Origin of the sequence: Persicobacter sp. CCB-QB2, assembly GCF_001274635.1 — a bacterium.
Classification (GTDB): Bacteria; Bacteroidota; Bacteroidia; order Cytophagales; family Cyclobacteriaceae; genus Persicobacter; species Persicobacter diffluens.
On record NZ_LBGV01000001.1, the window covers coordinates 1,801,852 to 1,824,506 of the forward strand.

Consider the following 22,655-nt stretch of genomic DNA (forward strand, 5'->3'; position numbering starts at 1 on the left):
ATCCCCTGCTTTAAGTGGTGATGAGGTTCTTTTTCATTTCAGGAAGGCTGGCGCCAGATTTTCCGGCTAATACTTTTTGATAAACTCCTTTCAACTTATCCGCCTTCCGGTCCCAGTCAAAAAGCGATTGATGTCTTTCCTTTGCCGACTTCGACATTTCTTCCCGCAAAATGGGATTGGAAAACAGGGTAGTCAATGCCTGTGAAAGATGACCGACCATTTGAGAATAGCCTCCATAGGAGATGGTTAACCCGCATTGGGCATCAATAAACTCCCCTGCTCCGCTGGAGTCAAGGGTAACAATGGGTAAACCAAAAGCTAAAGCTTCACTGACTACCATACCGGCCCCCTCATGAGAAGGAAATAAAAAAACGGAAGCTTGTTGATAATACAAATCCAGTTGCTGTCGATCCACCCAGGAGATTACCTCTACATTTTCTTCAATTCCAAGTCGCTGAATTTCATTACGAAGAAATTCTTCAGAAGTCCCCTGCCCGATAAGCTGCAGACTAACATTTTCCCGATCTTCCAGGGGCAAGGTTTTTAAAAAGGCAGCAAAAGAGGCAATGGTCAAATCAAAACCCTTCAATGGAGTAAAACGACCCACAGAAAGAATTTTAAAGCCTTTCTGCTTTTGCTCCATTTTTAAGCTTTTTGGTTCAGAACTCACCGATGGCATCAAACTTTTGTCAGATCCCCAATACCAGGCCTTGGAGTTCATACAAAACACATGGTCGGCCTTCCAGCGGGCAAGCCAAAGGAGTGGATCGAAATGCCCCAAAGTCCATTTTACCACATCCCGAAGGCGATAACTCAACCATTGTTTCCATCCATATCTGCGCAAACAATTGGTGGGAATAGCCGGGTGATGCCCTACAGGTCCCCATACCAAGGGCTTGCCCAGTACCCAAAGAAAAGTAGGTGTCCAGTCATTATGAAAATTTACATTATGACAAACATCAAAAGCCAATGACCGCTGCCAGATGAATAAAGGCAAAAACAATTGCCATAGGTAATAATACAATAAGGCGCCCCGCCCTCCTTTCTTCCAAAATCGCATCCAATAGGGCAAATCAAAATATTCAAATCGAATACGGGCATATCGTGCATCGGGATGGTCCAACTGATAGGCTTCAATGTCTTCCCGATTATTTTCCCGGGTAATCGCAACCACCTCCTGATGACTGGCAATTTGTAAAATAAAATTCCAGCCCATCCCATCTTCAGAACCTTTGTAAGGGTTCACGGCATAGGTGGTCGCCAACACCCTAATATTTTTCTCTAATGCTTTCATCAGGCAATTTCCTTTATTTGTCTGGATCGAATAACACGCGCCGGAACTCCGCCAATTACGGTATAAGCAGGCATGGATTTAGTGACCACGGCCCCGGCGGCTATTACGCAATGGTCGCCTATCGTCACACCATCAGTGATGGTGACTTTGGCCCCAATCCAGCAATCTCTTCCTATACTAATCCCCTGCCGGCTCACTCCCTGCTGACGGATTTCCTGATCCAAATTTTCAAAATGATGATTCTCCGGATGGCAACTCAGATACTGACCGACAATGGTTCCCCTACCGATTGTCAGGCCTCCACCCCCACCCAGATAGGCAAATTCACCTATACTGACATTATCCTCTAAATGAATGTAAGCCCCGATTTGGTTCATGGAAGTACTCAGAATAATCCGGCTAAAAGAGCCGATGCCCACTCCATTTCCCAGCGTTAAGGATAATTTCCCCATAGCCGACAAATGCACGTAGTCCCCGATTTTCACCCATTTGCCTAATTTCATATTGCTCCTGCAGCTTAGACGCAGGCCACGTCCGGCCAATAATCCTTTGGCGGAAAGGCCAACGAGGTTCCAGCCCAGGCCGCGGATCATTCCCCAACCAATTTCCCATAATTGCCCTAAGAGCATATCACCTGTAAGTGCGGGATCAAAGGCAAACTGCGGATTCCGCTTTCTGATCAACGATTCAATTATTCTCTTCCACATCACTCAAAGCTTTTTAATAATTTGTTGCATAATTTGCTCCACTGAATCTTCCCTGGAGATATTTGACAGGCATAAATACTGATGCTTCGGGTCTGATTTACCCAAATAGTCAAATGTCTGTTTATAATTAGCAGTCAGTGCTTCAATGGTCTCCCGAGACAGTTCCTGCTTCCTTTGTAAGATGACCTCTGCCGGCGCATACAGGAAGAAGTTCAATTGTGGAAGCCTCAGCCAGCGGTGTCCCCATTGGGCCAGGGTCTCGATACCCACCAGGTTACTCCGTTTTGGGTCAGACATAAAATCGAAATAATAGCGATCATAAAGCACAATTTCCCTGGATAATACCGCCTTCAGCCAAACCCACCATTGTCCTAATAAATAATCCAGATAGTAATAGGAAAAACGTATCACAGATACCCAAAAGGACTGATTTTTTCCCTCCCGAGGAAGCTGGGACAACACCTTTTCCCGTGATTTTCTTTTTCCCAGAGACCATCGACTCAAAATAGGAAGGATACTGGGACGGTGGCGCCGAACCACTACTTTTTGACGATATTTTTTCCTTAACTGACCTGCTACCTCTTCAATAATGGTGGACTTTCCTGCTCCATCCACTCCACTGAAACTAATCCAAAGAACAGGTTGCCGAAAGAGGCTTTTGAAAAGATAGGCGAGATAGCGGAAAGCTGCTGGTATCCTCTTCCATATAGGCTGCTTGCGGTTCAAAACCGCGATATATTGGGGAGCGTTTTCCGGTTCAGGACGACAATTAAAATTATTTTGAAAATAACGATTGATATATTGCCGCTGCGTACTCAAAAGGCTGTTGAACCAATTTTGATAATGAACTGGAATATCAGCTCCATTTAAGGTATAAAAACCATAGATATAGGCCCAGTCTTGCGCCACATCTGCATATTTCACTCCATCCGTTGCCGTTCTGGCGGTTTGTAAAACTTCCCGTGCAGACAAAAAGGTGATCGACTTTCTCTGAAAATGCAGAATGAAATCCAGTTGCAGGAAACTCTCATCTTCAAAATACAAAAACAGCTGGATCAAATGCGGAAACTTCCTTTGCTGGCATTTTTTTATCGTCGGGTCACGCTCCACCAACGATTTTATGGATTTAAACTCTGAGGGATCAATGACCATATCAATATCAGCGGTCGAAGGAAACTCACTAACCGATTGTCCGGCTGCTTTCAATACCGCATAAGCTTTATTGCTGATCCTTGGAAAGAAATTACGAATGAACACCATCCGGTCATTCTCCCAAAGCTCCTTCGTTGATAAATTTTCTTCCCTAAGCGCTTCTTCCCAAATCTTTAATAACCAGTGCGCCTGCTGATGCAATTCTCCCTGCTCTAAATACAGATTCAAATAATAAGAAATCTGATACAACAGATAACAACGGAAATGCAATTGAAAATCAATCTCATAGATTTGACACATCCGAAGTACAGCGGAGTTTTGGGAAAGAGCATGTAGCATTTGACTGATTTTCCCATAATCTGCATGGTGCACCAGCACTTCCGTTTGCATTACGAAATGGAAGAGATCAAACAAAAGAGGCGCCTCCGCCATACTCAGTTCCCAATCATAACAATACAATTGCGACTGATTTCGGTACATATTCCAGGGGGTAAAATCACCATGCGCCATGGAGCAAGGCAACAAATATTCCTGTGACAGCAGCTGTTCCCTTAGGTCAATTAACAGTTCCTTCATTCTAAAACTTTCCGGCAACTGCATGGAAGGGCTAATGGCCTCAAGCAGCTGTTCCAATTCGTCCCAAAATCTGCTCTCGGATAAAAACTGAAAATGCACACGTCCTTCATACATTTCTGCCAGCGCTTGTAAATGAAGCATACTGAAATCATTGCTACTCCACATTCCACTTTGCCTTCCATTACTCAGACTGAGCGCGTTAGCTTTTTCAACAGACTTCGGAAAAGTTAAAATTTCAAAAGCATGATGATTAAGATTTTTTAGCACCTGATGCTCATTTTTTACCAACTCTGCACTTTTTTCATTCAAAGGAATTTTATAAAAATGCTCCTCACCGCGCTCTGTTTTGGCGAAAGCAATGACTTTTCGGTTGGGGCCAACCGTGCCAGTAAAAATGGCGTACTGTTTCGTTTCAAATCGGGAGGCAAGCGGTGCCTCATTTTGGTAATAAAGCCAAAAGCTTCCATCGGCGACTAATTGCTGTCCCCTCATTTGATAAAGAGATTTTACAAGACCTCTTCCCAATTTTGCTTTCCAGGTGTTTCCATTGTATAAATGTAAAAATAAAGCTTCTTTCACCTGAGCTGGTATGATCCAGCGAATAGAAAGATCTGTATTTTGAAAATAAAGAAATTTAACGCTCTTCCATGAGTCGGTGGTCTTAAGAGGGGTCTCACTTAATACCGGCTCTGATGGTACTCCTTTTAAATCTTCGGATTCCTGTTGCCATAGCTTTTCCTCAGAAACGAATAATTTAGAAAGGAGGCGTTGATCGCTGTCGGAGATTTTCATAGTGGTTTCTTTTTCCCTACCTATTGCCAAATCATTGCCAACGCTTAAAATCAGCCTCTAAGCGAACTGAAGCCCCTTTTAAGGATTATTATGCGTCTGAAGAGTGGAAAGATTCCAAATTTTGGACAAGTGAAATAAGCCGATTCCCTCTTAATTCGCTCCAATCCCCCTTTTTTCAAAATGGCTTGGCTATTGAATCGTTTAAGAAAAAACTTAAAGGCTATGAACTTGCGCTATTTTGGATTCTTTCTTTACCTGTTCCTGATTTCAGCCAATATGGCTCATGGTCAGATCATCTCCACTGATAAGGTAGATTATATGCCAGGCGAAACCGTAATACTCACCGGAAAGGGTTGGAATCCCTTTGAAAAAGTACGGTTCTATTTGGAAGAGTTCCCGAATAGGCATTTAAACAAAGATACCACACTCTATGCCAATGCCCTGGGACAATTTGCTGAGCCCTTTTATTTGGTTCAAAATTCAGACTTAGGCGTCACCTTTCAACTTTCTGCCCAGGGTGGGTATTCCTCTCGTATTGCGACGACCACATTTAACGATGCTTCCGGGGATTATTCTATTGATTTTAGCGCCTATGATCCCGCGATTTATGATCGCATTATGTATGATTCTCAAAGCAATTATCCTTCCGGGCGGATAATCAGTCCTTTAGGCAATACCAGCCATAGTCAAACAATAGAATCTTTGCAACCTCCATTCTTAGGTTTGGGACAGATCGTCGCTTTTGAATATCAAATTCGGGCAGATGCCAATGGTGCCTGTAATAACGATCAGATTCAAATAAATGGAGAATTCTTATCCGTAACCACAAACGGACACCCATTTGGTTTCGACAAAAATGCGGGATTAATCGCTGCTTTTGTAGATGCCGGAACAGATCCCGGACTGATAGACAACGGTACCTCCGCCAACGTGTCCAATTTTTCCTGGCTTTTAAACGGCAATACGATTGAAACTACCGTGGACATCACAGGCTTAGATCCCGGTGATGAAATTATCGTGGAGCTTTGGCTGGTATTGCAAAATTATGTCCCGGAAACTTTGGGGGGAAATGTAAAAACCCGGCTTTCCGGAGCCAGCCTGATCGGCTCCTGCGAAACGCAAAAAACCAGCATCAATACCGGTAATCAGGAGATTCCCCTCCTACAGGTAGGAGATTTCCTGACGGCAGATGTAAATATGACTGTTTCCAAAACAGATGCCGAGGACCCCATTGCCATTGGGGACAACATCACCTACACCCTAACCATCAGCAACGATGGAAATGCCGTGGCCAATGCCATTGAAATCATCGATAATCTGGATGCCAATACAGCCTATGTGCCTGGTTCACTCATGATCTCTGACAATACCGGAGATAGTTGGACTTTAACTCAACAAAATAACAGTCTGATACTTACCACCTCCTATATGGATATCGGAGAGATCGCCACTTTGACTTACCAGGTAGAAATCATAAGTAGCAGTGGCTTTACCGGTACCGGAGGAGATCAGTGTAATGGTAGTGAAGATGTTTGTAATAGTGTATCCGTAACCTCCATCGGTACCGATTCCGAACTCTCCAACAATACCGACTCAGAAGCCACAGGAGTGAGCTCCGGTGGAGATAATAATAATTTCCAATGTCCGGTACAGGGCGTAAGTTTTCAGTCTTGCGCCAGTGGGGCCCTGGCCAGTGATATCATGGACAGCTGGAATGGTGCCTGGATGGACTATGACAATGATAATGATGAGGATCTCTTCATTGCTAATAAAAACAAAAACCAGGCAGGTAAATTGTACCGAAATAATGGCGATGGATCCTTTACCTCAGTCACCAACACGGCCATTAGTAATATTTTAGGCCCCACCACTGGTGGTAGCTGGGCAGATTATAATAATGACAACTTTATTGATGGTTTTTTAACCAATGCCACTCAAGTGAGCAGTAGTTTACTGAAAGGAGCATCCGGCGGACAATTCAATAAAATTACCAATAGCGACATTTACGCCAGCCCGGAATATTTCCATGGAGCCGCCTGGGCGGACTATGACAATGATGGGTATGTGGATTTAGTCCTGACGAATTTCTTCCCTACCCGATTCCATCACCTCTATCACAATGATGGAGATGGCACATTCAGCAGAATGCAAAATTCGCCCATCAGCCTTGAGAATCAACGTGCCATGGCTCCCATTTGGGGGGATTACAACAATGATTGCCTGCCGGATCTTTTTATTCCAAATGGAAATAATCAGGGAAACTCCCTCTTCAAAAATTTAGGGAACGGACAATTTGAGAAAATTACCTCCGGAGCTATTGTCACCGATAAATTCAACTCCGTTGGTGCGGCCTGGGGCGATTATGATAATGATGGCTGGCTGGACCTGGTGGTGGCCAATTCCTCCAACCAAGTTAATCAGCTTTACAGAAATAACAGAAACGGTACTTTTACCAGGATTAATTCGGGCGTTTTTGCCACCGATAAGGGAAATAGTCATGGCATTAGCTGGGCAGATGTGGATAATGATGGCGATTTAGACCTATATGTAACCAATGATAGTGAAGAAAAAAAGCTGTACTACAACGACAATGGCACATTTATCAATAGTGTAAGTCTGCTCAACCAAAACTATGGAAGCAGCTTTGGGCACAGCTGGGCGGATTTCAATAAGGATGGATTTCTGGATGTGGCGGTATTCACCCATGGCAATGAAGTCAATCACCTCTTTTGTAATCAGGGAAATGCCAATCACTGGTCCAATATTCTTCTGAAAGGAACTAATAGTAATCGCTCGGCTATAGGCGCGCGTATTCGGGTAAAAAGCGACGGAAAGTGGCAAACCAGAGAAGTACAGGCCCAATCCGGATTTGGTAGTCCCAATAGCTTAAGGCAACATTTTGGTCTGGCCTGTGCCACCTCAATTGATTCCATCGTGATAAAATGGCCTTCCGGCTATACCCAATACGAGACCAATATTCCTGCCGACCAGTTCATTACCATCTCCGAGCAAAATGCCAGCTTGGTACAAGGGACCGCCTATCATGATGAAAACGGGAACTGCGTTATGGACGAAGGAGAAAGCCCCATTGCCCATGCACAATTTACCCTAAGCCCCTCGGGCATGAGAATCTCAACCGATTCGGAAGGTAATTACCAGTTTTATATCGAAAGTGGTTCCTATAATTATAATCTGGACAGCGATTATTGGAATTTAAACTGTAGTGGTTCCCTCACGGTGGGGTCCGATATCAATACGGTTTACACCAAAAACCTGGGGCTAAGCACCGGAAGCACTAATTATGACCTATGCGTTTCCTACGGAAGCACCGCGTGGAGGCGAGGTTTCACCAATACTTCCGACATTTATATCGCCAATGTAGGAACCTCAGACGCCACCAATGTTACATTGACGGTTACCTATCCGCCTGAAGTGATAATTGAATCTGCCAGTATTCCCTGGGACTCCCAAAGTGGCAACACCTACACCTGGAATATATCCCTATTGGAAATGGGAAGTGAAATGTACATTCAGCTCACGGATTATGTTACCCTCGAAAGTTCAGTAGGAGATGTTTACCCGGTTAGCATTAACCTGACCTCGGAGGGTACAGACCTGAACCCGGCGAATAACACCTTTAGTGAAAGTAATGAAATTGTGGGAGCAATAGACCCGAATGATATATTAGTTAGCCCGGGGGGAGATGGAGAACAAGGATACATTAATAAAAACCAAAGCCTGATCTACACCATCCGATTTCAAAATGTGGGCACCTGGTGGGCCACTAATGTTTACATCAAAAATCAATTATCGGAAATGTTGGATTTGAATTCCTTCAGAGTAATCAGCGCCAGCCACTCATACAATTACTCCCTGGATAGTACGGGCCATTTTTCAGTAAATTTCCTCAATATTAACTTACCGGATAGTAATCGTAACGAACCGGAAAGCCATGGTTTTATTAAATATGAAATAAAAGCCAAACCAACACTGCTGGGTGGAGAAGTCATTCTCAACAATGCTTCTATCGTCTTTGACTTTGAGGATCCGATCATTACCAACACCACCCTCCATACCATAAAATACACTGAAAACCCGCCTCAACTTCAACTGCTGCTATTCCCAAATCCGGCGCGGGGAGAAGTTTCCGCCCGACTCATCCGTAAAGATCTGGCCTATGAAGTGGCGGATGAAATTCAAAGCATGGCCATTTTTGACCTGCAAGGCAGACTAGTGAATTCCACTATGGGAGAAATTAGTCAGGAAATCAGCCTGAACCTTCAGGGTTTGATGACCGGCATGTACGTGGTCAAAGCTAAAAGCCGCACCGGCGCGATTGTATCTGCCAGGATATTGGTAGAATAATTTTTGCTTTGGATAATGGGGGTATGTGCAGTTGAAATTCCAGATAGTTTGGTGCAAATACCCCTATAATTCCTCCAACTCATAATCATTACCCTTCCCATAAGCCACCAATTCTTCAAAATGGTATTCTTCCATGGTATTCAGGTCTTTGCAAAGAAAATCCGTATTACTGAAGATTTCCAAAACCTGAAATTGTAGTTTTTCCCCGAAATTAGTCAATTGATAGTTTTTACCTACTCTGACATTTATCGTTGAAATCCCCATAACATTTAATCACTTTTTTAATTTAAAAATTACCTTTCGGCACAAATATGGTGATAAATAGTCTAAATCAGCTTCAAATCCGATTTATTAAAAAAAAACTGATTAACCATGTGCCAAAAAACATTAAATGGAATATTTTTGCGCATGGTTTCATATTCTAGGGTAATTTTTAACCCAAAGCCACACAAAAACGAGGATGAGCGACGCAATTAAACACGAATGCGGTATTGCAATGATCCGTCTGCGCAAACCACTTCAGTATTATTACGACAAGTACAAAACCCCTTCCTACGGAATGAGTAAGCTTTACCTATTAATGGAAAAGCAACACAACCGTGGACAAGATGGAGTTGGGGTAGCCAACATTAAATTGGATCTTCCTCCAGGAAGCCGATACATCAGCCGTTACCGTTCGGTAGCCGAAAAACCCATTCAGGAGATTTTTGAAAAAATTGCCAAAAAATACAATAAGGCAAAAAAAATCGATGAAGAAGGTTATATGGATGCCCAATGGATGAAGGAGAACACTGCCTTCACCGGAGAGATGTGGCTAGGGCATTTACGCTATGGTACCCACGGGAAAAACAGCATTGAAAATTGTCATCCATTCTTGCGTCAAAACAACTGGAGAAGCCGCAACCTGGTCGTTGCCGGTAACTTCAACATGACCAATGTAGATGAGCTATTCGACAGACTGGTAAGCCTTGGACAGTACCCAAAAGAAAAGATCGATACCGTTACCGTAATGGAAAAAATCGGTCATTTTCTGGATATGGAAGTACAGCGTCTGTTTGATGAAAACAAAGACAAGTACGACAATCAGTCCATCAATGCCATTATTGAAGAACAAATTGATTTACAGGGCGTACTGCAACGCTCTTGTAAGGATTTGGATGGTGGATATGCCATGGCCGGTATGACGGGATACGGTGGTGCTTTTGTAGCGCGTGATCCTGCAGGTATCCGTCCGGCCTATTACTATGCGGATGATGAGGTGATTGTGGTGGCTTCTGAAAAGCCTGCCATCAAAACGGCTTTTGATATTGACTATGATCAGATCAAAGAAATTCCGGCAGCTCATGCCCTGATCATTGATAAGGACGCTGAATATAAAGTAGTACCTTTCATTGACAGCCTTCCGAAAAAGTCATGTTCTTTTGAACGCATTTATTTCTCTCGTGGCTCTGATCCAAATATTTATCAGGAAAGAAAAGACCTTGGGAAATTATTGATTCCACAGGTTTTGAAGGCCATTGACCATGATTTAGAAAATACCGTTTTCTCTTTCATTCCGAATACGGCGGAAATTTCTTTCCTGGGAATGACAGAAGCGGTAGACAACTATCTGGTTGAAGAACGTTTAAGAGCTGTTCAAAAATATTCCAATGATGTGGAGGCCCTGAAAAAGGTATTAACCTTCCGCCCTCGCATTGAAAAATTGGTAATCAAAGACGCTAAGTTGCGTACTTTTATTGCTGATGATGATCACCGCGATCAGTTAGTAGCCCATGTTTATGACACCACTTACGAGGTGGTTCAAAAAGGTAAAGATACTTTGGTCATCATCGATGACTCTATCGTTCGTGGTACTACTTTGGAGAAATCAATTTTGACTTTGGTGAATAAGCTGAGACCGAAAAAAGTGGTCATCGTTTCTTCTGCTCCTCAAATCCGTTTCCCAGACTGTTACGGAATTGATATGTCGCGTATGAAAGAATTCATTGCTTTCCGCGCTACTTTGGAATTGTTGGAAGAAAGCGGTCAGTCTCAAATTCTGAAGGATGTTTATCAAAAAATCATTGAGAATGAGCAGGATTTGACCAAAGAGAACTATGTGAAAGCGATTTACGAACCATTTACAGATGAGCAAATCTCTAAAAAGGTAGCGGAAATCGTGACTCCGAAGGTGATGGAATCTGAAGTGGAAGTCATTTTCCAAACCGTGGACAATCTGCACAAAGCTTGTCCGGAACATACGGGTGACTGGTACTTTACTGGAAACTATCCTACCGCAGGTGGAAATCGCGTAGTAAATAAAGCATTTAAACTATTTATGGAGAACAGCGAAGAGCGTTCCTATTAGTAGTTAAACATACTTCTCAAAAGGCCATTCATTTCCGGATGGCCTTTTTTTATATCAGATAATCTAAAACACGCCGAATTTTATAACATTCCCCCTTAAAAAAAGCATTGATTCCTCGCCAAAAGAGTATATTTGCGATCATTAAAAACAGGACAATTTTTTCATTTAAACAACAGATTATACGCATGGCGCAGCAGGCTTCGAAAAAGGGGGGATTGGTCAATTCATTTTTGGGGACCATTGAGAAAGTAGGTAATGCTCTACCACACCCGGCATCTTTATTTGCCATTTTGGCTTTTATGGTAATTATCCTTTCTGGCATTATGGCTGAACTGGATTTTATTGCCAAAAACCCAACTACTAATGAAATTATTGAGCCCTTCAGCCTTCTCTCCGTAGAGGGACTCCACATGATGCTCACCAATATGGTGAAAAACTTTACGGGCTTCGCCCCATTAGGCGTGGTGCTGGTTGCTATGCTGGGCATAGGAATTGCGGAGGGAAGTGGCCTCATCGGTGCCCTCATTCGTCTATTAGTGGTTCGTTCTCCAAAATCCATTATCACTTTTGTGGTCGTTTTTGCGGGTATTATTTCCAATACCGCCTCGGAAGTCGGCTATGTATTATTGGTCCCTTTGGCAGCCATCATTTTCCATGCCTTTGGGAAACACCCCCTGGCCGGACTGGCTGCTGCCTTTGCCGGAGTTTCCGGAGGATATAGCGCGAACTTGCTTTTGGGCACGATTGACCCGCTGCTTTCAGGACTTTCAGAGGAAGCAGCACAGATCATTGACCCGACCTATACCGTAAACCCGGCCGCCAATTATTATTTCATGTTCGTTTCTACTTTCTTCATCGCATTAGCCGGCACCTTTGTTACTGAAAAAATCGTGATCCCCAGACTTGGAGAATATAAAGGAGATGCAGAAAAGGAAGAAGTAAAACCATTGAGCCCGGCGGAGAAAAAAGGATTGCGCTATGCTACTTTGGTTTCCATTGCATGGCTAGCGATTATTTTAGTGGGCATTATTCCTGAAGAAGGATTTTTAAGAGGTGCCAACGGAGACGTACTTCGGTCACCATTAATGAAAGGGATTGTATCCTTTATTTTCCTGATTGCTGCCACTTGCGGTATTGCTTACGGAAAAGGCGCCGGAACGATAAAAAACGATGCCGATATCATGAACGGCATGGGAGAATCCATGAAAACCATGGGCATCTATATTGTATTGGTTTTCTTTGCCGCCCAGTTTGTGGCTTACTTTAAATGGACCAATCTGGGAATGATCGTAGCTGTAAAAGGAGCAGAATTCCTGCAAGGCATTATCGGTACCCCTGATGGAGAAACTACTTCTATGGTGGCGAAAATTCCTTTAATGATCGGCTTTATTTTCATCACGGCCTTAATCAACCTGGTGATGGGATCTGCCTCCGCCAAGTGGACCTTAATGGCACCCGTATTCATTCCCATGTTTATGCTGATTGGTTTATCCCCGGAATTAACGCAAGTAGTTTACCGCATTGGAGACTCGGTGACCAATATTATTTCCCCCATGATGTCCTACTTTGCGCTCATTGTCGCCTTCATGCAAAAATATGATAAGAATGCAGGTATCGGCACCATTATTTCCACCATGCTCCCCTACACCATCGTCTTTATGCTGGTGTGGACGGCGCTGCTGGTGGTTTGGATGTTATTTGCGTTACCGATCGGGCCGGATGCACCATTAATTTATTCCCTGCCTCAAAACATTCCTGTTCAATAAAAAAAATCCCCAGCTGTTTCGGTTGGGGATTTTCCTTTTAAGGAAAAGCATTATTTTTGCCCAAACAATCAAACTCCCGTGAAAAAAAAGCATTATAATATCCCCATCTTTATTCCAGAGCTGGCTTGCCCACACCAATGTGTCTTTTGCGATCAGGTGCAAATCAGCGGAGAGGAGGAAGTCCCGGCACCGGAAGAAGTGCCCACCATTATCGAATCCTATCTGCAAACCATGGATGCCGGTAAAGCGGAAATTGAAATTGCTTTTTTCGGAGGTAGCTTTACCGGAATACCGGCTGAGCAGCAGGAGGCATACTTATCCGCCGCGCATACTTATTTGAAGGCGGGAAAAGTTCATGGCATTCGCCTCTCTACTCGCCCTGATTATATTGATGAAGAAATCCTGAATCGTCTTCAAAAATTTGGCGTAACGGCGATTGAATTAGGGGCACAGTCCATGGATCCCCTGGTGCTAAAGAGAACCGCTCGCGGCCATTCCATACAGGACGTTTATGATGCGGTCGCCCTGATCAAAAAATATGATTTCGAACTGGGCCTTCAAATGATGATTGGCCTGCCCGAAGATACGCTGGAAAAGGCTTTATTCACCGCCAAAGAAATCATTAAGTTGGGTGCAGAAACTACCAGAATCTATCCTACCCTGATTATCCCCAATACCGCCCTGCATCGGCTTTACAAAACCAATCGCTACCAACCACTGGAACTAGAGGATGCCGTGAATTGGGTGGCAGAAATTCTACCCCTTTTTGAAGCAGCTGGCATAAAAGTTTTACGCACCGGATTACACCCTTCAGACGATTTGAGGTCAGGGAAAGCGATGGTCGCCGGGCCTTTTCATCCCTCCTTTAAAGAATTGGTACTGAGTAGAATTTGGGGAAATATTCTAAAACCTGCCCTGGCCATGCATGCCCAAAAAGCGCCACAAGTACTAATATCCGTTCCTCCAAACCAATTGAATTATGCCGTTGGTTTTAAAGCACAAAACCGGAATTACCTAAAGAAGGAAGGAATTCAAGCCAAATTCGTGGCAGACGCTAATCTTTCCGCCTTCAATTTTTCTTTGGTTAAAAAATAAACCGCGCAACAACCTGTCGTTTTGCGCAAACAATTTTCGGCCATTTTGAGAATAAATCACTGAAAAAATACATTTATGAATTTTAATAGTGGCCAAAATTAACAAGCCAAAAGGAAATTAAGGTTACCTTATTCTTTAATAAAATTACGCTTTTAGAGCCTAAAAGAGGGGTTTAATACATTCGACGCCCTAAAGATTAGCCAAAACTTCGGCTACCAAAAAGTAAATAATCCTACATAATGGGATCTTTGAGACAAAAATCTAAATTTAAAATTGAATGTTAGATCAGGGCACAACATTCAATTACTATGCAAATTACCCCTAATAAACTCAAAAAAGACAGCACAAATGAACCAAATTGCTTTTTCGACAAAGAGCAAAATCTTGTTCGTGCCATTTATGTTGGTTTCCTTTCCTCGGAGGAATTCCAAAACATCGGCCTAAAAACCATTGAAACACTGAAAAGCACCAACACCACCCGCCTTCTCGTGGATACTGAACGACTGAAAGTACTTCGGGCAGAAAACCAAGATTGGATAAAGCATGAGTGGTTCCCCAAAGCCCTTTCCACCAAGCTGACAAAAATGGCCTTTATCGAGCCAGACAATCCCTTCGGAAAGGCTTCCGCTCAAGCGGCCAATACAGTGGAGGAAATTGTAGGGAAAATCACGATAAACTACTTTAAATCAGAGGCTGAGGCACTCAATTGGCTAAATCAATAATAGATGTTCACCAACGCTTATTTTATGATTGAAAATAATATTGTGGAGGTGGTTAAACATCTGTCCCAAAGAAAAGTCCAGTTGGATCATAATCCCTTTTGCCATTGGATGAAAAACCCAAAGGTGCCAACGGAAGAAAAAATTTCCTTTGCTCCCAAAATGTACTTCTTTGTTTTAGGATTTCGTGACATCCTACTGGAATTAGAAGATCATTCATTCCAAAGCCCTTTACAAGATGAAATTAATCAACATTGTAAAGAAGACGCCCACCATTGGATTTGGTATTTGGAGGATTGTGAAAAATTGGCCAATGCAGGATTCTTCAGCTTCCCACCCACTTCCTCAGAAATTTACCAAAGAGATTGGTATCCGGTTCGGAAGCACCTATACAAATGCATGAAGGTCGCAGAGGAATCCAATGATCATCCCTTTCAAAAATTAGTCCTCATTCAAGTATTGGAGTCGGCCTTTGAATCTTTCAATGATGTCATGGCTCCGGTGATTGAGCAAATGGGCAAAATGAATTCCCTGTCTTATTTTGGAAACGCACACCAAATGGCCGAAGAAGCACATGAAAGCCCCTTGTGGATTGAAAGTGATCTGAAGACACTTCAAAAAATTCAATGTGACGGGCAAACCGCTATTGAATCCATTGAAACGATCGACTATATATTCGATGGTTTTGAAAAAATGTTTAATCAATGGAGCATCCCCGTTCCGGTAGGAAAACACCCCTAATTGACTAAATTTATCTAACATAAAAGGAGGCCCCGAAAAGCCTCCCTTTTTTATTTATGCAATATCTAATGCGATTTCCATCATCTGGGTAAATGTCTTCTCTCTGTCTTCTGCCGGAAGCGCCTCATGCGTGACTAAAGAATCTGAAACCGTTAGAACGGTTAAAGCCTTCACCCCAAACTTAGCCGCAAGCGTATAAAGCGCCGTAGTCTCCATTTCTACCGCTAACACGCCATACTCTGCCCAAAGCTTCCACGCATTTGGATCATCATCATAGAAAATATCCGAAGAAAGAATATTCCCTACATGTGGGTTTATGCCCATATCCATCGCCTTGGCAACAGCACCCATCAGCATATCAAAATCTCCAACAGGAGCGAAATCCATCCCTTTAAAACGGTTTCGGTTAACGGAGGCATTGGTAGAAGCAGCCTGCGCGATAACAATATCACGCACCTTAACGTGAGGCTGAAAAGAACCGCAGCTCCCTACACGAATCAATTTCTTAACGCCATATTCGTTGATCAATTCATGACCATAAATACTGATAGAAGGCAAGCCCATACCAGAACCCTGAACAGAAATCCGCTTTCCTTTGTACGTTCCGGTGTAGCCATACATCCCTCTGACTTCATTGTAACAAACTGCATCCTCCAGAAAGTTCTCCGCGATAAATTTTGCACGAAGGGGATCTCCGGGCATCAAAACAGTTTCTGCAATTTCCCCTTTTTGGGCGCCAATATGTACACTCATAATTTCTTAACTCAAAATTTCAGGGGCAAAAGAACCACTTTTCTCCTCACCCATTAAAACATGTTCAATTGTATCTGCAATATCTTTGAAGGTCTGGCGGAAGCCAATGTCCACCGCATCTACTTTTCGACCAGCCACTAAAATCGGAATATGCTCGCGCGTATGATCCGTCCCTTTAAAGATCGGGTCGTTACCATGATCTGCAGTAATAATTAGTAAATCATCCTCACGCATCGCTTCCAAAAGCTCCGGAATCCGGGCATCCCATTCTTCCAAGCAATTCTTATACCCATGAACATCTCTTCTATGTCCAAAATGCATATCGAAATCCACAAGATTAGTGAAAATCAAGCCCTGAAAATCTTCCTTTATCCACTCTAGGGTACGATCAATCCCTTCCTGATTATCCTTAGTAGAAACCGTATGGGTCACCCCTTTTCCGGCAAAAATATCAGAGATTTTACCAACAGCACGTACATCCTGTCCGGCGGCTTGCAGTCTCGACATCATATTATCTGCAGGCTCCAGGGCATAATCATGTCGTCCGGAAGTACGCTGGTAAGCGCCACTTTTTCCAATAAATGGGCGGGCAATCACTCGACCCACATCCAGCATCTCTCTTGCAATTTCGCAATAGCGATATAAGTCTTCTAAGGGGACAATTTCTTCATGCGCTGCAATTTGGAAAACAGAATCTGCAGACGTATATACAATCAAATCACCGCTGGCCACATGGAAATCGCCCAATTCCATAATGATCTCCGTACCGGAAGCCACCTTATTTCCAATGGTTTTTCTTCCCGTTTTGGATTCAAATTCCTCAATGATTTCCTTCGGAAAACCATTTGGATAGGTGGGAAAAGCCTGTTCTAAAATCTGGCCGGCAATTTCCCAGTGCCCTGTTGTAGTATCTTTTCCTTTGGAAACTTCTTTCGCCTTTCCGAAAGCTCCTTCCGGGTAATCTACCGCAGTTATCCCTTTAAAATTACCCAAATGCCCCAAACCCAAACGCTCCATATTCGGAACATTCAAGCCTACCGCATCCGCAATATGACCTACGGTGTTGGCTCCCAAATCGCCGAATTCATCCGCATCAGCGGCAAAGCCCACACCGACCGAATCCAATACGATTAGTACGATACGATTAATATCTTTCATCTCGCCAGCAATTAATAGCCTGAAGTAGAAGTCTCGCCCTTCACAATTTTAATTCCGGAGCTGGTTCCTAAACGATCCACCCCCATTGCAATATACTTTTCTGCGACTTCCTTAGATCTCACACCTCCGGATGCTTTCAATTTGGCTTGTCCGTTCACCGCATCCTTCATAATCTGGATATCCTCAAAAGTGGCTCCTCCTGTTCCAAAACCTGTTGAGGTCTTCACGAAGTCCGCTTTAGCTTCCACGGATAACTCACTGGCTACTTTCTTCTCCTCATCCGTAAGGTAACAAGTCTCAATGATCACTTTTAACACCCGATCACCACAAGCTGCCTTAATCTGGCTGATCTCCTCTCTTACCAGATCGTTTTTCCCATCTTTCAACCAGCCTACATTGATCACCATATCAATTTCATCTGCACCGTCCGCAATTGCCTGCTTCGTTTCAAACACTTTAGCAGCGGTAGACATCATCCCCAAGGGAAATCCAACTACCGAACACACCGCCACACCTGATCCGGCCACTTCCTGTTTAGCCAAAGGTACATAGGCTGAATTTACACAAACAGAGAAAAAGTTATATTCTTTTGCCTCTTTACACAATTGTTTGATTTGTTCCTCTGTTGCATTAGCTGCAAGTATCGTGTGATCGATATATTGACTAACTTCCATAATAAATATATTTGGATTAATACATGATTGGCGCTTAGGGGATCACAGGTTATTTATCATGAAGTGAGGTGCAACGCCATAACCTTATTTTGATGAGCAAATCTAATCAAAATCTTCAGATTATATAAATTTCACTTCTTAAGATTTATTTCATAAAACTGATTTAACGACCTATTAACCTTGACTCCATTCACCTCTAATTCACTTTTATTGATTAACTTCTAAATAAATCAATTGATTAATAAATTGGAATATTTAAATCCCCTTACCGGCCTAAATCTAACTTTATTCCCAAACTTCCTAAACAGGCGTCAATCTTCCCTCTTATTTGACATATTGGAGAATGAAATTGCCTGGGAAAAAACTCAGGTAAAAGTTTTTGGGAAAATTTATCCGGTACCACGATTAACCGCATTTCTCGGTGATGAGGGAATCCATTACAAATATTCAGGACAGATTCATGCGGCAGCGCCCTGGCTTCCTTCCCTTTTAGATATTAAAGCGCAAATTGAATCAAAAGCAGGTCAGGCGTTCAATTCAGTGCTTTTGAATCGATACAATAACGGCCTGGATAAAATGGGTTGGCATGCCGATAATGAAAAAGAATTAGGCCCGGAACCTGTGATCGCCTCTTTGAACCTTGGAGCAAGCAGACGCATGGATTTTAAGTCAAAAAAAAATCCAAAAGAAAAATACGCCATCCAACTAGAAGACGGGATGCTGCTGATTATGGGAAAGGGTTGTCAGGAACATTTTTACCACCAGATACCCGTTCAAAAAAAAATTACAGAAATCCGGATAAATTTAACTTTTCGACAAATATTGCAGTAATATCAATTGTTCAACAAATTGCAGGTATGAAGAAAAAAATAGTTGTACTATCCGGAGCCGGCATCAGTGCGGAAAGCGGATTAAAAACTTTCCGGGATTCTGACGGGCTTTGGGAAGGACATAACGTCACCGAGGTGGCCACCCCGGAAGGCTGGGAGCGGGATCCACAGCTGGTTTTAAATTTTTATAATGAAAGGAGAAAACAAGCTAAATTAGCCCAACCCAATTCTGCCCATCGGGCTCTTCAACAATTAGAAGCAAGGTATGAGGTTCAGGTCATTACCCAAAATGTAGATCATTTACATGAGGCTGCCGGCAGCTCGAATGTCATTCACCTACATGGGAACCTGTTCACCTCCCGCTCCTCCATAGATGAAAATTTAATTTTCGAAATTCCGGATAAGGGAATCGAAATAGGCGATTTGTGCCCATTAGGTAGCCAATTACGACCCAATATCGTCTGGTTCGGAGAGGCAGTCCCAATGATTGAAGTAGCGGCCGAGGAAATTTCCACTGCAGATATCGTCATCATCATTGGCACTTCCTTACAGGTTTATCCTGCCGCTGGCCTTATCGATTACAGGCCATCAAATGCAGAAGTGTATTTAGTGGATCCCAATGCACGGCAACTACGCCTCCCCCGCTTTTTCATGTTTTTAATGAAAAAGCTACCAATGGCATGGAGCTCATTCTGGAAAAGCTACTATTTAATTGAGTCAAGAATCGGCTTTTGTCTATTTTTTGTCAATGTAGTAAACTTTTTTCCTGGAGCACCTTTAGATAAACAAGATCTACTTTAACCCAAATTTATCACCGCCAAATTCAGCTCACTCCCTAAGTAACTTTATTTCAATTTGTTAATATTGGTTTCACTAATTTATCATTAACCCCAATTGGGGTAGGCTTGCTTTTCCTCATTCATCTGCTTCGTTGAAAAAAACACAAAAAAGGAACCCATTCCGTCAATTTTTCCGCCCAGCGGCTATACGAGGCTTAAAGTAAGCCCCCTCCCTGTTGAGGAGATAAATTTCCCCATACCCCTTGAAAAGTAAATAAAATAGGTTAAAACCTTACCTATGTAAATTTTTTAATCAAGCTGCAATAACATAATAGGAAATGACCATTTCCCTTTCCTAAAAAGTCTTTGAATCCATCAGAATAGACTAACAAAATATTCTTATCTATTCCCCTCCTTAATCTCCCCCACTTTTCTTTAAAAATTTATTCTTTTCCAACATTCGACAACTAACCTTTAGTTGCTTCATCAGGTACGCACTAGATATACTAAATGATGAATATGGAAGCGCTTAAAACTACTTTTCCCGGACCTGAGGCTCCTGAAAAAATGAGCATTTTAGCGATAGATGACGAAACCAGTATCAGAAAGCTATTGAATTTCACGCTTAAAGAGAAATTTCAAGTCATTGAAAAGCGAAATGGCATGGAGGCCATGATTTGGCTGGAGGATGGTAATGTACCCGACTTAATTGTGACCGACATTGAAATGCCGGAAATGAATGGCTATACGCTGGTTGAGATTTTAAGGAATTCCGGCTTCTACAAAGAGATTCCGATTATTATGCTATCCGCCAGGGAAAAAAGTGAGGAGAGGATTAAATGCCTGGAGCTTGGCGCAGATGACTATATGATCAAGCCTTTTAACCCTCATGAACTTAAGCTAAGAATCGCAAGATTAATGGAGCATATAAAAAGATATAAATACCATGCATAATATCCCCTTGCTCACCCAGCCCAAAGCTTCTGAACTCAAACACCAAATAAATTATAAACTTTTTATTTTGGGAGAACGCCTGGATCCCTTGGAATTACAGGCACAGGCGTTAAAAATTCCGCTAGCCTATTCCTCCGAAATTTCGGATATCTTTCTTGGAATAAAAGACCAGGTCGAAACGGAAGAAAAAGCGGTATTAATCCTGTTTGACCATCAGGCGCACGATAAGCTTGCTGATCCTCACTTTTGGGAATTAAAAGACTATTGTCAGCATAATGGCGTACCTATTATTCTGATTACAAAAGGCTTTAGGTTGAATATTCTTTACAAGGCCTTAGACCTGGGAATTGATGATGTTTTTTTTCAACCAGTAAAGCTTTCTTCCCTGTTTAAACGCATCAATTTCCTTTTTAACTTCAGGAAAAACAAACTTAACTACCTCGCCCACAACACAAATCAGGAACATGAAATCCATATATCTCCACTGAAAAGAGCCTTTGACATTTTTGTCAGCGTATCTGTTTTGCTGGCACTTAGTCCGCTCTTGTTGGTCGTGATTTTACTCATCTACATAGAATCGCCCGGACCCGTTTTTTATGCTTCTAAAAGAGTGGGTGCCGGATATAAAATTTTTGACTTCTATAAGCTTAGAAGCATGAAAATTGGGGCGGATCAACTGTTAAACAGCATTAAAAACCAAAACCAATATGCCAAAAACCACCAACAATCCTATTTTAATCACTGCGAAAATTGTTTAGAAGGAAAAGGAACCTGTAGTCCATACCTTTTCTCAAATAATGGGAAAATCTTATGTGAAAAGCATATTCAATTCCTTAAGGAAAAAGAAAAACTCAATACTTTTATTAAGGTAGAAAAGGACCCCAGGATCACGAAAATTGGCAAGTTTATCCGAAATACCTCTATTGATGAATTGCCCCAGCTAATCAACGTTTTGAAGGGAGACATGTCCATAGTGGGCAACCGCCCATTGCCACTATATGAAGCGGAAAAACTGACTACCGATCAATCCTCCAAGCGATTTTTTGCTCCGGCCGGAATTACCGGACTTTGGCAAGTCAGCAAAAGAGGAAAGGGAGAAATGTCACAAGAGGAACGTATTGCCCTGGACAACGAATACGCGGAGAAAAATAATTTTTGGTATGATATGGGATTAATTCTCAAAACCATACCGGCCCTACTTCAAACTGAAAATGTTTAAAAAACTCTTTTTATATCTTTTGGTTTTTGCGCCCCTGATCTGCTATGGCCAGCATATCGAAATTTATCAGGAAAAAATTTTCAAAGAACTTCCTGACCGGGTAGCCTTGGTGGACAGTGCCCAATATCATTCTCCTTTGCTGACTATCCAAAAGATAGAGGCCGAACGCATTGAGCTGGAACTTCGCATCAATCGAAATGAAATATGGAAAGATTTTAAAGTCTTTACGCAGGGGTTTTATACCAATACTACATCAGTCATTTATAATGACATCTCCAATGGACAAACCCCTGTTTATAGCGATACCCGCGCCTCTGGTTACCAGGGGCGAATGCTTTTTGGTATAAATTTTCAATTCTCCCTGATCGACCTGTTAAATCGCCCAAAACAATTGCGAAAGGATCGACTAGAATTACAACAAACCAATTTAGAATTAAGGAATGGAATCACCGAGGTACGGACCACCATATTAAGGCAATATTTTGCACTTGGGAAAGCCCAACTGGGCCTTGCCTCCACCATCAAAACTGAAAATGAAGCTTATTACGCATACAAAAAAGGGCAGCAGGAATTTGAAGCCGGCCTTCTTCCACTCGAAGATTTGGGGAAATTAGAAAAAGCGTATTCTTCCAGTCAAACTGCTTCTGAAGAACAAAAAATGAATGTTTTGATGGAATTTCTGATTTTGGAAGAATATGTGGGCCTTCCTCTCATCAATTTTTATAATGAATAGG

General features: G+C 42.5%; 18 protein-coding genes. 11 read left to right on the forward strand and 7 right to left on the reverse strand.

The window, feature by feature from the left end; genetic code table 11:
- Nucleotides 1–10 precede the first annotated feature (10 nt).
- Genes NG22_RS08135 through NG22_RS08145 form a run of 3 tightly spaced genes read right to left on the reverse strand, consistent with a single transcriptional unit; the run spans nucleotide 11 to nucleotide 4,521 of the window.
- A complete protein-coding gene (locus NG22_RS08135; RefSeq protein ID WP_053405289.1) occupies nucleotides 11–1,294 on the reverse strand; it encodes a glycosyltransferase family 4 protein in 1,284 nt (427 codons plus the stop codon).
- Nucleotides 1,294–2,001 carry a DapH/DapD/GlmU-related protein gene (locus NG22_RS18200; RefSeq protein WP_053405290.1) on the reverse strand — a complete coding sequence of 236 codons (708 nt, stop codon included), beginning with the start codon at nucleotides 1,999–2,001 and terminating at the stop codon, nucleotides 1,294–1,296. The genes NG22_RS08135 and NG22_RS18200 overlap by 1 nt, the downstream gene beginning before the upstream one ends.
- Nucleotides 2,002–2,004: 3 nt before the next feature.
- Nucleotides 2,005–4,521, reverse strand: coding sequence for a hypothetical protein (locus NG22_RS08145; RefSeq protein WP_157600932.1), 2,517 nt, complete (start codon nucleotides 4,519–4,521; stop codon nucleotides 2,005–2,007).
- 222 nt (nucleotides 4,522–4,743) lie between these two features.
- Between NG22_RS08145 and NG22_RS08150 the strand changes: the two genes are divergently transcribed.
- Nucleotides 4,744–8,886, forward strand: coding sequence for an FG-GAP-like repeat-containing protein (locus NG22_RS08150; RefSeq protein ID WP_172674350.1), 4,143 nt, complete (start codon nucleotides 4,744–4,746; stop codon nucleotides 8,884–8,886).
- A gap of 63 nt (nucleotides 8,887–8,949) precedes the next feature.
- Here the strand turns inward: NG22_RS08150 and NG22_RS08155 are convergent, their stop codons facing one another.
- Nucleotides 8,950–9,150 carry a hypothetical protein gene (locus tag NG22_RS08155; RefSeq protein ID WP_053405293.1) on the reverse strand — a complete coding sequence of 67 codons (201 nt, stop codon included), beginning with the start codon at nucleotides 9,148–9,150 and terminating at the stop codon, nucleotides 8,950–8,952.
- A gap of 196 nt (nucleotides 9,151–9,346) precedes the next feature.
- On the opposite strand from NG22_RS08155, the gene NG22_RS08160 reads away from it, so the two are divergent.
- The 5 genes from NG22_RS08160 to NG22_RS08180 all read left to right on the forward strand — a co-directional run bounded on the left by NG22_RS08160 (nucleotide 9,347) and on the right by NG22_RS08180 (nucleotide 15,554).
- The gene (locus NG22_RS08160) at nucleotides 9,347–11,233 is read left to right on the forward strand and encodes an amidophosphoribosyltransferase (RefSeq protein ID WP_053405294.1); all 1,887 of its coding nucleotides are present in this window, start codon (nucleotides 9,347–9,349) and stop codon (nucleotides 11,231–11,233) included.
- 185 nt (nucleotides 11,234–11,418) lie between these two features.
- On the forward strand, nucleotides 11,419–12,999 hold the full coding sequence (locus tag NG22_RS08165) for an AbgT family transporter (protein ID WP_053405295.1): 1,581 nt from the start codon (nucleotides 11,419–11,421) through the stop codon (nucleotides 12,997–12,999).
- A gap of 78 nt (nucleotides 13,000–13,077) precedes the next feature.
- Nucleotides 13,078–14,094, forward strand: coding sequence for an elongator complex protein 3 (locus NG22_RS08170; protein ID WP_053405296.1), 1,017 nt, complete (start codon nucleotides 13,078–13,080; stop codon nucleotides 14,092–14,094).
- A gap of 308 nt (nucleotides 14,095–14,402) precedes the next feature.
- Nucleotides 14,403–14,816: an STAS/SEC14 domain-containing protein gene (locus tag NG22_RS08175; RefSeq protein ID WP_053405297.1), complete on the forward strand. Its 414-nt coding sequence runs from the start codon at nucleotides 14,403–14,405 to the stop codon at nucleotides 14,814–14,816.
- A 24-nt stretch (nucleotides 14,817–14,840) separates the two neighbouring features.
- On the forward strand, nucleotides 14,841–15,554 hold the full coding sequence (locus tag NG22_RS08180) for a hypothetical protein (RefSeq protein ID WP_157600933.1): 714 nt from the start codon (nucleotides 14,841–14,843) through the stop codon (nucleotides 15,552–15,554).
- Nucleotides 15,555–15,608: 54 nt separating this feature from the next.
- Here NG22_RS08180 and deoD read toward each other — a convergent pair whose 3' ends face one another.
- From deoD to deoC, 3 genes are read right to left on the reverse strand one after another with little or no spacing between them, the layout of a single operon-like run.
- Nucleotides 15,609–16,307: a purine-nucleoside phosphorylase gene (deoD, locus tag NG22_RS08185; RefSeq protein ID WP_053405299.1), complete on the reverse strand. Its 699-nt coding sequence runs from the start codon at nucleotides 16,305–16,307 to the stop codon at nucleotides 15,609–15,611.
- A gap of 6 nt (nucleotides 16,308–16,313) precedes the next feature.
- The gene (locus NG22_RS08190; protein ID WP_053405300.1) at nucleotides 16,314–17,465 is read right to left on the reverse strand and encodes a phosphopentomutase; all 1,152 of its coding nucleotides are present in this window, start codon (nucleotides 17,463–17,465) and stop codon (nucleotides 16,314–16,316) included.
- An 11-nt stretch (nucleotides 17,466–17,476) separates the two neighbouring features.
- Complete coding sequence (gene deoC, locus NG22_RS08195) at nucleotides 17,477–18,139, reverse strand: deoxyribose-phosphate aldolase (protein ID WP_053405301.1); 663 nt, start codon at nucleotides 18,137–18,139, stop codon at nucleotides 17,477–17,479.
- Between the two features lie 246 nt (nucleotides 18,140–18,385).
- Here deoC and NG22_RS08200 point away from each other — a divergent pair, with 246 nt between their 5' ends.
- The 5 genes from NG22_RS08200 to NG22_RS08220 all read left to right on the forward strand — a co-directional run bounded on the left by NG22_RS08200 (nucleotide 18,386) and on the right by NG22_RS08220 (nucleotide 22,654).
- On the forward strand, nucleotides 18,386–18,970 hold the full coding sequence (locus tag NG22_RS08200) for an alpha-ketoglutarate-dependent dioxygenase AlkB (protein ID WP_072159226.1): 585 nt from the start codon (nucleotides 18,386–18,388) through the stop codon (nucleotides 18,968–18,970).
- A gap of 26 nt (nucleotides 18,971–18,996) precedes the next feature.
- Entirely contained in the window at nucleotides 18,997–19,770 is a 774-nt protein-coding gene (locus NG22_RS08205; RefSeq protein WP_082305026.1) for an NAD-dependent deacylase, read from the forward strand.
- 497 nt (nucleotides 19,771–20,267) lie between these two features.
- Nucleotides 20,268–20,702 (forward strand): PleD family two-component system response regulator, encoded by a 435-nt coding sequence (locus NG22_RS08210; protein WP_157600934.1) that lies wholly within the window; start codon nucleotides 20,268–20,270, stop codon nucleotides 20,700–20,702.
- Complete coding sequence (locus NG22_RS08215) at nucleotides 20,695–21,921, forward strand: sugar transferase (RefSeq protein WP_053405303.1); 1,227 nt, start codon at nucleotides 20,695–20,697, stop codon at nucleotides 21,919–21,921. The genes NG22_RS08210 and NG22_RS08215 overlap by 8 nt, the downstream gene beginning before the upstream one ends.
- Nucleotides 21,914–22,654, forward strand: a complete 741-nt coding sequence (locus NG22_RS08220) for a TolC family protein (protein ID WP_053405304.1) — start codon at nucleotides 21,914–21,916, stop codon at nucleotides 22,652–22,654. The genes NG22_RS08215 and NG22_RS08220 overlap by 8 nt, the downstream gene beginning before the upstream one ends.
- Nucleotide 22,655 lies beyond the last annotated feature (1 nt).

What these genes read in the sequence shown, in the direction of transcription:
- NG22_RS08165 (WP_053405295.1), top strand. Translation starts at nt 11,419, where the DNA reads ATGGCGCAGCAGGCTTCGAAAAAGGGGGGATTGGTCAATTCATTTTTG.
- NG22_RS08160 (WP_053405294.1), top strand. Translation starts at nt 9,347, where the DNA reads ATGAGCGACGCAATTAAACACGAATGCGGTATTGCAATGATCCGTCTG.
- NG22_RS08150 (WP_172674350.1), top strand. Translation starts at nt 4,744, where the DNA reads ATGAACTTGCGCTATTTTGGATTCTTTCTTTACCTGTTCCTGATTTCA.
- NG22_RS08215 (WP_053405303.1), top strand. Translation starts at nt 20,695, where the DNA reads ATGCATAATATCCCCTTGCTCACCCAGCCCAAAGCTTCTGAACTCAAA.
- NG22_RS08145 (WP_157600932.1), bottom strand. Translation starts at nt 4,521, where the DNA reads ATGAAAATCTCCGACAGCGATCAACGCCTCCTTTCTAAATTATTCGTT.
- deoC (WP_053405301.1), bottom strand. Translation starts at nt 18,139, where the DNA reads ATGGAAGTTAGTCAATATATCGATCACACGATACTTGCAGCTAATGCA.
- NG22_RS08210 (WP_157600934.1), top strand. Translation starts at nt 20,268, where the DNA reads ATGGAAGCGCTTAAAACTACTTTTCCCGGACCTGAGGCTCCTGAAAAA.
- NG22_RS08220 (WP_053405304.1), top strand. Translation starts at nt 21,914, where the DNA reads ATGTTTAAAAAACTCTTTTTATATCTTTTGGTTTTTGCGCCCCTGATC.
- NG22_RS18200 (WP_053405290.1), bottom strand. Translation starts at nt 2,001, where the DNA reads ATGTGGAAGAGAATAATTGAATCGTTGATCAGAAAGCGGAATCCGCAG.
- NG22_RS08180 (WP_157600933.1), top strand. Translation starts at nt 14,841, where the DNA reads ATGATTGAAAATAATATTGTGGAGGTGGTTAAACATCTGTCCCAAAGA.
- NG22_RS08205 (WP_082305026.1), top strand. Translation starts at nt 18,997, where the DNA reads ATGAAGAAAAAAATAGTTGTACTATCCGGAGCCGGCATCAGTGCGGAA.
- deoD (WP_053405299.1), bottom strand. Translation starts at nt 16,307, where the DNA reads ATGAGTGTACATATTGGCGCCCAAAAAGGGGAAATTGCAGAAACTGTT.
- NG22_RS08190 (WP_053405300.1), bottom strand. Translation starts at nt 17,465, where the DNA reads ATGAAAGATATTAATCGTATCGTACTAATCGTATTGGATTCGGTCGGT.
- NG22_RS08175 (WP_053405297.1), top strand. Translation starts at nt 14,403, where the DNA reads ATGCAAATTACCCCTAATAAACTCAAAAAAGACAGCACAAATGAACCA.
- NG22_RS08155 (WP_053405293.1), bottom strand. Translation starts at nt 9,150, where the DNA reads ATGGGGATTTCAACGATAAATGTCAGAGTAGGTAAAAACTATCAATTG.
- NG22_RS08135 (WP_053405289.1), bottom strand. Translation starts at nt 1,294, where the DNA reads ATGAAAGCATTAGAGAAAAATATTAGGGTGTTGGCGACCACCTATGCC.